Source organism: Bacillus sp. MUM 116, from assembly GCF_001866655.1.
Taxonomy (GTDB): Bacteria; Bacillota; Bacilli; order Bacillales; family Cytobacillaceae; genus Neobacillus.
The window spans coordinates 38,471-52,003 of sequence record NZ_MLYR01000012.1 but is presented as its reverse complement, the minus strand read 5'-3'; the positions used below and the strand labels follow the sequence as shown (position 1 = coordinate 52,003).

Genomic DNA, 13,533 nt, shown 5'->3' with positions numbered 1-13,533 from the left:
AACTTCTTCTGTATTATCTAGTTTTGAGGGAATGATACCTCAAGTAAATAGTCTGGCAATAATGGCGAGAAGGTCACACCCGTTCCCATACCGAACACGGAAGTTAAGCTTCTCAGCGCCGATGGTAGTTGGGGCCTTGCCCCTGTGAGAGTAGGACGTTGCCAGGCAAAGTAAAGGACAACCTGATGTGGGTTGTCCTTTTTTATTGGATAGGCTGTGTTAAAAAACAATGTTGATTTTTGAACAATGTTGATTGGAGCGGAAGGTGCGAAGACTCCTGCGGGAATACGGGGCAGGGGAGACCCCGCAGGAGCGAAGTGACGAGGAGGCTCCCCGTACCGCCCGCGAACCGCTCGCACCTGGAGCGGAAATCAACAACCAAGTTTAACAGAACCATTGGATAAAAAAGAATGAGCCAGCAAAACAAAAGCCAGGCCTACAAAGTCTACTTTTTAAGTATAGATGGAAAACTTCAAAAAAGTACGAAGTATACGTAAAGAAATCACTTATAGACATACACCCAATTTCAAAAAGGGGCATAAAATAAGAAAGAACGCCTGGAAAAGACTATTCAAAAAATTGTATACAATTATTAATTAAGGGAAGAATAGGTGTATGGAGGTGGACAAATTGAGTTTAGCACATAAATATCATGAAGAGACATGCGTAATTTGCAATCAATTAAAACCGAAAGGCATACATCTATATACATCATTTATCTGCATGGATTGCGAAAAAGACTTAATTAATACAGAAACCAATGACCCAAAATATAAATACTTTTTAAAACAGCTAAAAAAGATTACCACACCGGAAATCTTTTCGTAAACAAGTCCTTTCAAGAGGACTTTATTTTTTTGGGGAAAATTCAACATTTAACTATGATAATTGCCCAGCGGCATCGCCTGTGCCCAAAAAACGGTTGCTATGTTTTCACTTTTTTCTAAGAAATTAGGAAAGGAATGTAGTTTTTTGTTAAAATAAATGAGACTCTTTGAAGGATGTAACGTAAATGGAAAATCAACAAAAAATGCCGCTTTATCAAGCATTAGTAGAACATATTAATAAAAAGCCCATTTCTTTTCACGTACCGGGGCACAAATATGGAATGATTGCAAAAGATTATTACAAGGAAATTCTCAAACTCGATGCAACAGAGTTATCCGGATTGGATGATTTGCACTCACCGGTGGGGGCCATTTTAAAGGCTGAGCAGCTCCTTCAGGATTTATATCAAACTAAGAACAGTTTTTTCCTTGTGAATGGTTCGACAGTAGGGAATTTGGCAATGATTATGGCAGCCTGCCATGAAAATGATTTTGTACTTGTTCAACGGAATTGTCATAAATCAATATTAAATGGGTTACGATTAGCGAAAGTACAACCGATTTTTTTAGAACCGGAGATAAATGATGAGTGGAAAGTTGCTGCTGGAGTTCCTATAGAAACAATAAGGGAAGCAATTGATTTATATCCCAGTGCCAGCGCGTTAATTTTAACCCATCCAAATTATTACGGAATGGCGTACGATTTAGAAAGTATAATAAACTATGCCCATATACATAATATTCCGGTACTAGTGGATGAGGCGCATGGACCTCATTTTATTATTGGCAGCCCTTTTCCGCCTTCAGCTGTCCAAGTTGGGGCAGACATCGTGGTTCAATCCGCACATAAAACACTTCCTGCGATGACGATGGGATCGTTTTTGCATATGAATAGCCATCGGGTTGATGTAAATAAGGTCAAGGACTACCTCCAACTTTTTCAATCAAGCAGTCCGTCTTATCCGATTATGGCTTCATTAGATGCTGCAAGGAACTTCTTAGCTGCCTATAAGGAAGAAGATGCATCTTATTTAATTAAAGAAATAAATAGATTTAAGGAACGGCTCTCTGCTATTCAGGGTATAAAAGTATTAAGCTATCCCAATCATTTAGGTGACCCGTTGAAAGTAACCATTCAATCAATTAGTCATCTAAGTGGGTTTGAGCTTCAAAGCAAATTGGAAGAGCAGGGGATTTTTACGGAACTGGCTGATTCCTATAATGTACTGATGATTCTCCCTTTACTGAAGGAAAATCAAATCTACCCTTTGGAGGAAACATTAGAAAGAATTCAACAAGTGTTAAAGGGGATTACAAACAATGAGGGAAAAGTAGAACCCCCGATATTTGAACAAAAAATATCTGGACTGGCTATTCCCTATGAAAAAATGGAAGATTTAGAGGAGAAAAAATTACCTCTCTTAGAAGCTGTTGGCCAAGTGTCTGCAGAAACAATTATTCCCTATCCTCCAGGTATTCCTCTACTGTTGAAGGGAGAACGGATTGGTAAGGAACAGATAAGCAATTTAAAAAAATTAGTCGAGCATGGAGCACGATTTCAGGGCGGCAGCCTTTTAGAAAATGGTCAAATTAAAGTGTATGACATCTTAAGATAGGTTTTGGAGGTTTTTTTCATGAAGAAGGGTATTTTTATTACATTTGAAGGGCCGGATGGTGCGGGAAAGACAACCATCATAAATATGGTTGCACAACAATTTGAGGATGCCATGCTGACAAGGGAACCAGGCGGAATTGATATAGCGGAACAAATTAGAAATGTCATATTAAATAAAGAAAATACAGCGATGGACCCGCGGACAGAAGCTTTGTTGTATGCAGCAGCACGAAGACAGCATCTGATTGAAAAGGTCAAGCCTGCGTTAGAGGAGGGAAAAGTTGTTTTTTGTGACCGGTTTGTTGATAGCTCTTTAGCCTATCAAGGGTATGCACGCGGGCTGGGGATTGATGAGGTACTGAATATTAACCAGTTTGCCATTGAGAATATGATGCCTGATTTAACGATTTACTTCGACATCGAACCGGAAGTAGGATTAAAACGAATTAATAAAAATAAAGGACGGGAAATCAATCGTTTGGATTTAGAAGACCTTGAATTCCATCAAAAGGTTAGGGATGGTTACTATATCATTTTGGAACGCTTCTCGGACAGGATGGTAAAAATAGATGCGTCAGAGACGCTGGAAGAGGTATTTGAAAAAACCATTCACATCATAAAGGATAAATTAGAAGAGATGAAGCCTAGAGGTTAAGGCTTTTTTTAAACTTAAACTTTGGGAATTATCCAGCTCCAGCGCCTAGCCCCTCGAGGGAAAAAATGAACTGCTTTTTTCCTAGGTTGCTTTCCTGCTCCTGCGGCAAAGCGAATTCGAGGAAGTACTGTTCACCTCGTCGCATGCCTGCAATGATGCAAATTCAATGGTGTAGGCATGCCGATGAAGTCAAAGAACGACTTCACCGTCCGGACCTAAAGCCTTGTCGGGGCTGAACACTAAGGAAAGCTTCTCAGAATAATCATCGCAGGAACAAGCTGTGCTTGTTCCGAAGGCGTTTCCGCTTTTCTATTATGTCATGACACTTAATACCTGTTATAATTATAGAAAAGAAAGTCGGAATCAATAGTTGAAAGGGTGAAAAAAATGAAACTAATTATTGCAGTTGTTCAAGACCAAGATAGTAATCGTTTATCAAAAGCTTTGGTAGAGAATAATTTCCGTGCGACTAAGCTTGCGAGTACAGGTGGATTTTTAAAATCAGGTAATACCACATTCATGATTGGTACAGAAGATATTCGTGTCGATCGAGCTCTTCAAATTATTAAGGACAACTGCAGGGCACGTGATCAGTTAGTAGCCCCGGTTTCGCCAATGGGAGGAAATGCTGACTCCTATGTTCCCTATCCTGTTGAGGTAGAAGTGGGAGGAGCAACTGTCTTCGTCCTTCCAATCGAGCAGTTCATCCATTTTTAAAAATAGGGCTATGTTAAAGGCCATGTAACGATATTAATTGGAGCGGAAGGCGCGAGACTCCTGAGGGAGTACGGAACTGGGGAGACCCCGCAGGCGCTGAAGCGCCTAGGAGGCTCCCCGGACCGCTCGCGGAAAGCGAAGTGCCTGGAGCGCAAATTAACATGCACATTTAACACAGCAAAAAGCAGAAGTGAGTGATTAAATTGGTAAAAACATGGGATCAGCTGGAAGAGGTACAGCCAACTGTCTTAAAAATGATTAAAAACAGTATACAGAAACACCGAGTTGCCCATGCATATTTACTAGAAGGCATTAGAGGGACAGGCAAAAGTGAGATAGCGCTTTTATATACAAAGGCTCTTTTTTGTGAATCCCTCATCGATGGGTATAAACCATGTGAGACCTGTAAGAATTGTAAACGGATTAATCATGGAAACCACCCTGATGTGCATATCGTGGAACCCGATGGACAGTCAATAAAAGTGGAGCAAATAAGAAACTTGCAAGTAGAGTTTTCAAAAAAAGGGGTTGAATCTCTTAAAAAAGTCTACCTGCTTATTCATGCTGATAAAATGAGCATCAGTGCCTCAAACGGCTTGTTAAAGTTTCTTGAAGAACCAAGTGCCCAAACGACCGCCTTCCTGTTAACCGAGCAGCCACAGAAAATCCTGCCTACCATTCTATCCAGGTGTCAGGTATTAACCTTTCAGCCTTTATCTCCACAGGCAATGGTGAAACAATTGATTGAAAATGGGATTGACCCAATGAAGGCACCACTCCTTGCCCAATTGACGAATAGTCTTGAAGAGGCAATAACACTTAATAGTGATGATTGGTTTGCACAAGCCCAAAAAATCGTGGTAAAATTATATGAAGTGTTGAAGAAAAATCCCCTGGAGGCAATGATTATGCTCCAAGGGGATTGGTTTCCTCACTTTAAAGAGAAAGAACAGATTAATCGTGGTTTAGATCTATTACTTCTTATTTTTAAAGATTTACTATATATTCAGCTAGACAAGCAGGAGCAAATTGTTTTTATCGAAGAGAGTGCACGGCTAAAACAATTTGCCCTGCAGGCATCTAGACGGCGCTTAACCGATCAAATGTCAGCTATTCTTGAAGCAAAGAAGAAGCTTGCGGCTAATATGAATCCTCAGCTAATGATGGAACAGCTTGTGTTAAAATTGCAGGAGGGATCTTCGTTTGTATGATGTTGTAGGAGTACGCTTTAAAAAAGCGGGGAAAATCTATTATTTTGATCCTGGAGAGCTAGAGGTTCAGAAGGATGACTTTGTGATCGTCGAAACAGTTCGAGGTGTCGAATATGGCAAAGCGGTTATTGCCAAAAAAACAGTAGAGGAGCACGATGTCGTTCTTCCGCTTAAAAAGGTAGTAAGAACTGCTGATCAAAAGGATCGAATGATTGTTGAGGAAAATAAACAGGCAGCACAGGAAGCATACGAAACATGTAATGAAAAAGTGAATGAACATCAGCTGGATATGAAGTTGGTGGATGTTGAATATACATTTGACCGCAATAAAATCATCTTTTATTTTACTGCCGATGGAAGAGTTGATTTCAGGGAGCTTGTAAAGGATTTAGCAGCAATTTTTCGCACAAGGATTGAACTCAGACAAATTGGTGTCCGGGATGAAGCGAAAATGCTCGGTGGAATTGGGCCTTGTGGAAGGATGCTATGCTGCTCTACCTTCCTAGGTGATTTTGATCCGGTATCGATTAAAATGGCAAAGGATCAAAACCTATCCTTAAATCCTACGAAAATATCCGGCCTTTGCGGCAGGCTAATGTGCTGTTTAAAATATGAAAATGATGAATATGAGTCAGCCAAGGAGCAGCTGCCGGATATCGGTGAAATGATTGTTACTCCCCATGGAGAAGGAAAAGTGGTAGGATTAAATATCTTAGAACGGGTCCTTCAGGTGGAGCTAAAGGGACACGAACGGGTTCTCGAGTATACTTTGGATGAAATCATTAAAGAAGGTGCCTTTTCGATACAATCCACAGATTAAGAGGTGTACGCCGTGGATAAAAAAGAGATATTTGATTCAGTAAGTAATATGGAAACACAAATTGGCCAGCTTTACCAACAGCTTGGAGAATTAAAGCAGCATCTGGCTGAGATAATAGAAGAAAATCATTATTTAAAGCTGGAAAATGAGCATCTAAGGCGCCGTTTAGATGTGACCACGGAAAAGGGAAAGAAGGAAGTTACCAATAAGAAAGGGACAGCTCCAACCCAAACGAACGATAAGTCCTTTGATATTGGTGAAGGATATGATAACCTTGCACGTCTTTACCAGGAAGGGTTTCATATTTGCAATCTCCATTTTGGAAGCTTACGTAAAGAAGGGGATTGCTTGTTTTGCCTATCTTTTCTTAATAAAAAATAAGAATCGGCCTTCCTGCCATAAGGAAGGCTATTTTTATAAGTTAGGTGATTTGAATGGTTAATTTAAAGGATGATGAACGACTTGATTATTTATTAGCAGAGGATTTACGAATTATTCAAAGTCCGTCTGTTTTTGCCTTTTCCCTCGATGCTGTTCTGCTGGCAAGGTTTGTCTATGTCCCAATTCAAAAGGGAAATCTAGTGGATTTGTGCAGCGGGAATGGTGTAATCCCTTTGTTTTTAAGCGCTAGAACAAAAGGAAAAATTACCGGGGTGGAAATTCAAGAACGGTTATATGATATGGCAATCAGAAGTATTGAATATAATGACCTTCAGGACCGGTTAAAAATGATTCACGGCGACATCAAGGACATGCCGAAACAATTGGGTCATGGGAACTTTGATGTGGTTACCTGCAATCCACCTTATTTTGTAACACCAAAGGCGGGTGAAATCAATTTAAATGAGCACCTGGCCATTGCTCGCCATGAAATCCATTGTACATTGGAGGATGCCATTCGTGTTTCAAGTCAGCTTGTCCGGCAAGGAGGGAAGGTGGCCTTTGTCCATCGCCCAGGCAGATTAATGGACATCATTACGTTAATGAGGCAATACCGGTTAGAGCCAAAAAGGATTCAATTTGTCTATCCGAAGATAGGAAAAGAGGCGAATACTTTATTAATCGAGGCAATTAAAGATGGAAGTCCCGATCTTAAAATTTTACCTCCGATTATTGTCTATAATGAAGAAAATGAATATACTCCCGAAATAAGAGGGATTTTATATGGAGACAAATGATCACTTCTTTTATGTTTTGACTTGCGGGGATGGAAGCTTCTATGGGGGATATACAAATAACCTCAACCGCCGGCTAAAGCTCCATAAGGAAGGGAAAGGAGCAAAATATACCCGGGGGAGAGGGCCATTATCCTTAACATTCTTTAAAACTTATGATAATCAGAGTGATGCCCTAAAAGCGGAGTATCAATTTAAACAGTTAACAAGGAAAAAAAAAATAGAGTTTTTACTTAGGGAAACAGGTGGTTATGATGTGGCAGCAGAAGAGCTTTGAAAACGAAGAACAAAAGGGGATTCTTTATCTTGTGCCAACCCCTATCGGAAATCTGGAAGATATGAGCGTTCGTGCTATTAGAATGTTAAAAGAAGCGGACTTGATTGCAGCTGAGGACACACGAAATACAAAAAAACTGTGCAATTACTTTGAAATTACCACTCCTGTGGTCAGCTATCATGAACATAATAAGGAAGCAAGCGGAGAAAAATTGATTTTAAAGATTAAGGAAGGCTTGAAAATTGCTCTTGTCAGCGATGCAGGAATGCCAACCATCTCCGATCCCGGCTATGAACTTGTTACGGCTGTTATCGCAGAAAAGTTAACGGTGGTTCCTTTACCCGGTGCAAATGCGGCACTCACTTCCTTGATCGCTTCCGGGCTAATAACCCAGCCCTTCTATTTTTATGGTTTTTTAAATCGTAATAAGAAAGATAAAAAGAAGGAATTAGAAGACTTAAAACGTCAAGAAGCAACGATGATTTTCTATGAATCCCCTCATCGTCTAAAAGAAACATTAGCCATAATGCTGGAAATCCTCGGTGATAGAAAAATATCCTTATGCAGAGAATTAACGAAAAAATATGAGGAATTTATCAGAGGCAGTATTCAAGAAGCAGTGGAGTGGGCTAATCAGGATGAGGTGCGCGGAGAATTCTGTTTGATTGTTGAAGGCGGTGAGCGGGTGGAGGAAGAAACAAGTACTTGGTGGGAGCATTTAACGATTGAGGAACATGTAAACCACTATATAACACTTAAAGATATTCCTTCCAAGGAGGCCATTAAACAAACAGCAAAGGACCGTGGCTTAAACAAACGTGACGTATATCAAATGTATCATATTGATTAATAAAAAGCTCCAGGACATCATGTCTGGAGCTTTTGTCAATTATTTTACTGCCTCAAATGAATCTTGGATTTCTTTTAATAATTGTTCGGCACCTTCACGGCTAAGAATTAATTTACCGCCGGCAAGAGCCAGGTTATCATCAGAAACTTCCCCTGTTACTTGGCAAGTCATGTTTGGCTTATATTTTTTTAGGATAATACGATCATCATCCACATAGATCTCAAGAGCATCCTTTTCTGCAATACCAAGTGTACGTCTTAATTCGATTGGAATAACTACGCGTCCTAATTCATCAACTTTACGAACAATACCTGTAGATTTCATGTGTTTCTATTCTCCTCTCAATTTGTTTTTCTCTATTTATTTCTTCGTCATTATTCGACAATTTTTTTACAACTTTATAATACCAGCCATTCCCAAATTCGTCAATTATTTTATTTGCGAAAAAAAAGGGAAATTTTACATTTTACAATAAAGGTTGGTTTAACAAGGTTTTACTGAATGTTTATTCAGTTTTTCAGTTTTAATAATATAATTGTGATGTAAATTAAATATGTTTTATTATATTCGACAATTCGACAAAATTCTACATAAACCTACTTTTTATCCCTCATATTCTTCGCAGAATATTCGACTTTTATGGCGGTCATTTGGGATAATAGAATTAGTAAATTTCCATAGGTTGTAGGTTTGTTGCACAATAGAAAGTTTTTCGGTATATTTTGATGATATAAGAGGGTAAAAAAGGGCAATAATGGATAAGTAGAGTTTAAGTTTTGCCTATTTAAGGAGGGGTAAAAGATGGAGGAAAAATTAAAAACGTTTTATATTACAACACCGATTTATTATCCAAGCGGAAATTTACATATTGGACATGCATATACGACTGTTGCAGGGGATGCAATGGCACGTTATAAGCGGATGCGCGGCTATGATGTAATGTACTTAACGGGAACAGATGAACATGGTCAAAAGATTCAGCGTAAAGCTGAAGAAAAGGGAATCACACCTCAAGCCTATGTTGATGAAATTGTCTCAGGAATCCAAGAATTATGGAAAAAACTCGATATCTCTTATGATGATTTTATCCGGACAACGCAAGAAAGGCATAAGCAAATTGTCGAAAAAATCTTTGCAAGGCTGCTGGAGCAGGGAGATATTTATTTAGATCAATATGAAGGCTGGTATTGTACACCTTGTGAATCGTTTTTTACGGACCGCCAGCTTGTGGATGGAAACTGCCCGGACTGTGGCAGACCTGTTGAAAAAGTAAAAGAAGAATCTTACTTTTTTAGAATGAGTAAATATGTTGACAGGCTTTTGCGATACTATGAAGAAAATCCTGATTTCATCCAGCCAGAGTCTCGAAAAAATGAAATGATTAACAACTTTATCAAACCGGGCTTGGAGGATTTAGCCGTTTCCCGAACAACGTTTGATTGGGGGATTAAAGTACCGGGAGATCCGAAGCATGTCATTTATGTTTGGATAGATGCGCTATCAAACTATATTACAGCACTTGGTTATGGAACAGAACATGACAGTAAATATTTAAATTACTGGCCGGCAGATGTACATCTTGTCGGAAAGGAAATTGTCCGCTTCCATACCATTTACTGGCCAATTATGTTAATGGCGCTAGATGTTCCACTTCCGAAAAAAGTTTTTGCCCACGGCTGGCTGTTAATGAAAGACGGGAAAATGTCAAAATCAAAAGGGAATGTGGTCGATCCTGTTACCTTAATTGACCGTTATGGCCTTGATGCACTTCGTTATTATTTGCTAAGAGAAGTTCCGTTTGGTGCCGACGGCGTTTTCACACCTGAGGGATTTGTCGAAAGAATTAATTTTGACCTGGCGAATGATCTGGGAAATCTGTTGAACCGTACGGTTGCGATGATTGAAAAATACTTTGCAGGTGTCATTCCTGGGTATGCCGGCTCGGTTGGTGAATTTGATGCAGCGTTGCTCCAGGTAAATCAGGAGACGGTAGCCAAATATGAAGAGGCAATGGAGAAAATGGAGTTTTCAGTAGCCTTAACATCACTTTGGCAATTAGTAAGCCGGACGAATAAATATATTGATGAGACACAGCCATGGGCACTTGCGAAAGATGAAAGTCATAAAGATGAGCTTGCGAGTGTAATGGTGCACTTAGCTGAGTCATTACGCAGAATTGCGATTCTTCTTCAACCATTTTTAACCCGGACACCGAATGGGATTTTTAGTCAATTAGGAATTACCGATGAGGGTCTTAAAGCATGGGAGAGCCTTGATAAGTTTGGATTAATTCCAAGTGGAACAAAGGTTCAAAAGGATGCTCCGCTTTTCCCGCGTCTTGAAATTGCTGATGAGGTGGAATTTATTAAAGCAAAAATGCAAGGTGGCACTGCACCTGCGGCAGAGGAAAAGAAGGAAGAAAAGCCGGAAGAACTTACGGAAATCGCAATCGATGATTTTATGAAAATTGACTTGCGTGTGGCTGAGGTCATTCAAGCTGAGCCGGTTAAAAAGGCTGATAAGCTTTTAAAATTGCAGCTTGACCTGGGATATGAAAAGCGCCAAGTGGTTTCTGGAATCGCTCAATACTATAAACCAGAGGAATTAGTAGGAAGAAAGGTTATTTGTATTACCAACCTTAAGCCTGTGAAACTTCGCGGCGAACTATCTCAAGGAATGATTTTGGCAGGCTCCAAAGACGGACAATTATCACTTGCGACTGTTGATCAAACATTGCCGAATGGAGCGAAAGTGAAATAAAGTATAAGAAAAGTGGAAGCGCCTTGCTCAGCCTCAGGCATAGCACAAGAAAAGCCGGCCGAAAGGTTGTTCTTTAACCTTTTGGACGGATTGGCTTGTGACCTCGAGGGGCTAGGCGCTGGAGCTGGACAATTCTCGAAGTCAAAACTTATACTTTCCTATCTCTTAAAAAAGAGCCTGATTAAAGGCTCTTTTGCTTTAAGAACGTTTCACGTGAAACAATTTTCGAAGCATTTCTATTTTATTAACCTTTTTATGACAAGGAGTTTTATGATGTTATTCGACACACATGCACATTTAAATGATGAACAATATAACGAGGATTTGCAGGAGGTTATTTTACGAGCGCAGGAAGCAGGTGTATCCAATATGGTGGTTGTCGGTTTTGACCGCCCAACCATTGAAAAGGCAATGGTTTTAGCAGATACATATGATTTCATCTATGCGTGCGTAGGCTGGCATCCAGTTGATGCCATTGATATGACGGACCAAGATTTGCAATGGATTGAAGACTTGGCCGCACATCCAAAGGTTGTCGCCATAGGTGAAATGGGGTTGGACTATCATTGGGACAAGTCTCCAAAGGAAATTCAGAAAGAGGTATTTCGTAAACAAATTAGACTAGCAAAAAGAGTGAAGCTCCCTATTGTCATCCATAATCGCGAAGCAACGGCAGATATTGTTGGAATTTTAAAAGAAGAGGGAGCAGAAGAAGTCGGGGGCATCATGCACTGTTTTAGCGGAAGCCCTGAGGTAGCGAAGGAATGTGTAAAAATGAACTTCTATATCTCTCTTGGTGGTCCTGTTACGTTTAAAAATGCTAAAAAGCCAAAAGAAGTGGCGGCTGAAATTCCATTAGATAAACTTTTAATTGAAACGGATTGCCCTTATTTAGCGCCGCATCCTTACCGCGGAAAAAGGAATGAGCCAGGGTATGTCAAACTTGTTGCGGAGCAAATTGCTGAAATAAAGGGCTTACCATTAGAAGAAGTGGCGGGTGCGACCACGAATAATGCAAAAAAATTATTCGGCATAAACTGACAGAAAATACTGTCGCAGCAGGGAGAAACTTGTCCAAATTTTTTCTGAAAACAAAAAGTTCTACACGTCTCCTTTCAGGAATAGGATGACCATGTCGATAAGTTTTCCTTTGCATTCCATTCAACCAAATGCATAATTAGAAATACGTTCACAGGAATGCAAGGGTTGACAGCCGACAGCGTGGTTCTCAATATTTTCTCCAAGAAAGGGAGGCGTTTTTCATCGTATTCAAAAACATGAAAAACCTGATTTCCAGGTCTGTGAGCAAGAAGAAATGGCCGATTGTGTTAGCTAGTTTAGTAGTTTTTGCCGGTACTTTTGGTTTCGTTCTGTTTGAAGGGTCAAAGAAAACAGTGGCAATGACACTAAATGGGCAAGAAAGAATCGTAAAAACACATGCAGATACCGTCAGAGAAGTATTTGACGAGCTGGGGTTAGAGATTAGCTCTCAAGACTACTTGTTTCCGGCTAAAAACAGCAATTTGAAAGATAATCAGAAAATTGTCTGGAAACAAGCAAAACAGGTTACTATTGTGAAAGACAACGAGAAGAAAACGGTATGGACAACAGCCGATACGGTTGCTGGGCTTCTAAAAAATCGGAATATTACGTTAAAGGAACATGATCAAGTGCTGCCTAAGCCGCAGAAATCGATTAAAGACAGGATGAAAATTAATATTCAATCTGCTTTTCATCTTACATACGTGGATGGTGGAAAAAAGAAACAAGTATGGTCCGCTTCGACTACGGTCGCTGACTTTTTAAAACAACAAGCGATTAAACTAAATACATTAGACCGAGTTGAACCATCATTAACTGCGACGATCAAAAAGAATGATGAGATTCACGTTATTCGGGTAGAAAAAGTCACCGATGTAGTGGAAGAACCAGTTCATTTTGCCGTAATCACTAAGAAAGATGAGAGTCTTGCTAATGGCAAAGAAAAGACTGTCAGGGAAGGCCAGAAAGGACTTGTTTCAAGAGAATTTGAGGTTTTCTATGAAAATGGTAAAGAAGTTTCAAGAGAACTAATTCGTGAACAGAAGCTTAAAGAGAAGCAGGATAAGATTGTGGCTGTCGGAACAAAGGAGTTAGACTTACAAGTTTCCCGTGGTGAAAACGAGACCGGTCAAGAGTTCTATGTAAGTACCACGGCATATACTGCAGATTGTAATGGCTGTTCAGGAAGGACTGCAACCGGGATTAACCTGCGGGCAAATCCAAATGTAAAAGTGGTTGCTGTTGATCCGAGTATCATTCCGCTTGGAACAAAGGTGTTTGTGGAAGGCTACGGCTATGCTGTAGCGGCTGACACTGGTGGAGCTATTAAAGGATACAAAATAGATTTATTCTTCCCATCTAGAACGCAAGCGTACAGCTGGGGTGTGAGGAAGGTAAAAATTAAAGTCTTGAATTAATTTTTCAGGTGCAGAGGGTCAGTCCTCTGCATTTTGCTTTTTTCGCAAATTTATATATACTAACAACGAATGCTTGGAGTTTTTTTATATTAATTCTTTACTAAAATGTATGTTGGTTTTCAATTATATAGACGATGAACATTACAAAAATGTTTCAAGTTTTTTTC

At 39.8% G+C, this 13,533-nt stretch carries 14 protein-coding genes and 1 rRNA gene; 14 read left to right on the top strand and 1 reads right to left on the bottom strand.

Going from position 1 to position 13,533, the window contains the following annotated elements; translation table 11 throughout:
- The first annotated feature begins 51 nt into the window (after nt 1-51).
- The 11 genes from rrf (at nt 52) to rsmI (ending at nt 8,147) form a co-directional block, all read left to right on the top strand.
- Nucleotides 52-167: ribosomal RNA gene (rrf, locus tag BIV60_RS03200) — 5S ribosomal RNA — on the top strand.
- Between the two features lie 448 nt (nt 168-615).
- Nucleotides 616-828 (top strand): sigma factor G inhibitor Gin, encoded by a 213-nt coding sequence (locus BIV60_RS03195; RefSeq protein WP_071354271.1) that lies wholly within the window; start codon nt 616-618, stop codon nt 826-828.
- A 184-nt stretch (nt 829-1,012) separates the two neighbouring features.
- Complete coding sequence (locus tag BIV60_RS03190) at nt 1,013-2,443, top strand: aminotransferase class I/II-fold pyridoxal phosphate-dependent enzyme (protein WP_071354270.1); 1,431 nt, start codon at nt 1,013-1,015, stop codon at nt 2,441-2,443.
- An 18-nt stretch (nt 2,444-2,461) separates the two neighbouring features.
- Entirely contained in the window at nt 2,462-3,097 is a 636-nt protein-coding gene (gene tmk / locus BIV60_RS03185) for a dTMP kinase (RefSeq protein WP_071354269.1), read from the top strand.
- A 387-nt stretch (nt 3,098-3,484) separates the two neighbouring features.
- Complete coding sequence (locus BIV60_RS03180) at nt 3,485-3,814, top strand: cyclic-di-AMP receptor (protein WP_071354268.1); 330 nt, start codon at nt 3,485-3,487, stop codon at nt 3,812-3,814.
- 203 nt (nt 3,815-4,017) lie between these two features.
- Nucleotides 4,018-5,025, top strand: coding sequence for a DNA polymerase III subunit delta' (holB, locus tag BIV60_RS03175; RefSeq protein ID WP_071354267.1), 1,008 nt, complete (start codon nt 4,018-4,020; stop codon nt 5,023-5,025).
- On the top strand, nt 5,018-5,845 hold the full coding sequence (locus BIV60_RS03170) for a PSP1 domain-containing protein (RefSeq protein WP_071354266.1): 828 nt from the start codon (nt 5,018-5,020) through the stop codon (nt 5,843-5,845). The genes holB and BIV60_RS03170 overlap by 8 nt, the downstream gene beginning before the upstream one ends.
- A gap of 12 nt (nt 5,846-5,857) precedes the next feature.
- Complete coding sequence (gene yabA, locus BIV60_RS03165) at nt 5,858-6,226, top strand: DNA replication initiation control protein YabA (RefSeq protein ID WP_071354265.1); 369 nt, start codon at nt 5,858-5,860, stop codon at nt 6,224-6,226.
- A 53-nt stretch (nt 6,227-6,279) separates the two neighbouring features.
- Nucleotides 6,280-7,023 carry a tRNA1(Val) (adenine(37)-N6)-methyltransferase gene (locus tag BIV60_RS03160; RefSeq protein ID WP_071354264.1) on the top strand — a complete coding sequence of 248 codons (744 nt, stop codon included), beginning with the start codon at nt 6,280-6,282 and terminating at the stop codon, nt 7,021-7,023.
- Nucleotides 7,010-7,297, top strand: coding sequence for a GIY-YIG nuclease family protein (locus BIV60_RS03155; RefSeq protein ID WP_071354263.1), 288 nt, complete (start codon nt 7,010-7,012; stop codon nt 7,295-7,297). The genes BIV60_RS03160 and BIV60_RS03155 overlap by 14 nt, the downstream gene beginning before the upstream one ends.
- Complete coding sequence (gene rsmI / locus BIV60_RS03150) at nt 7,275-8,147, top strand: 16S rRNA (cytidine(1402)-2'-O)-methyltransferase (protein ID WP_071354262.1); 873 nt, start codon at nt 7,275-7,277, stop codon at nt 8,145-8,147. The genes BIV60_RS03155 and rsmI overlap by 23 nt, the downstream gene beginning before the upstream one ends.
- Before the next feature lie 39 nt (nt 8,148-8,186).
- On the opposite strand, the gene BIV60_RS03145 is transcribed toward rsmI, so the two are convergent.
- Nucleotides 8,187-8,471, bottom strand: coding sequence for a transition state genes transcriptional regulator AbrB (locus BIV60_RS03145; RefSeq protein WP_071354261.1), 285 nt, complete (start codon nt 8,469-8,471; stop codon nt 8,187-8,189).
- Between the two features lie 477 nt (nt 8,472-8,948).
- Here BIV60_RS03145 and metG point away from each other — a divergent pair, with 477 nt between their 5' ends.
- The 3 genes from metG (at nt 8,949) to BIV60_RS03130 (ending at nt 13,366) form a co-directional block, all read left to right on the top strand.
- Nucleotides 8,949-10,907 carry a methionine--tRNA ligase gene (gene metG, locus BIV60_RS03140; RefSeq protein WP_071354260.1) on the top strand — a complete coding sequence of 653 codons (1,959 nt, stop codon included), beginning with the start codon at nt 8,949-8,951 and terminating at the stop codon, nt 10,905-10,907.
- Between the two features lie 273 nt (nt 10,908-11,180).
- The gene (locus BIV60_RS03135; RefSeq protein WP_071354275.1) at nt 11,181-11,948 is read left to right on the top strand and encodes a TatD family hydrolase; all 768 of its coding nucleotides are present in this window, start codon (nt 11,181-11,183) and stop codon (nt 11,946-11,948) included.
- A gap of 236 nt (nt 11,949-12,184) precedes the next feature.
- On the top strand, nt 12,185-13,366 hold the full coding sequence (locus BIV60_RS03130) for a G5 and 3D domain-containing protein (RefSeq protein WP_071354259.1): 1,182 nt from the start codon (nt 12,185-12,187) through the stop codon (nt 13,364-13,366).
- Nucleotides 13,367-13,533 lie beyond the last annotated feature (167 nt).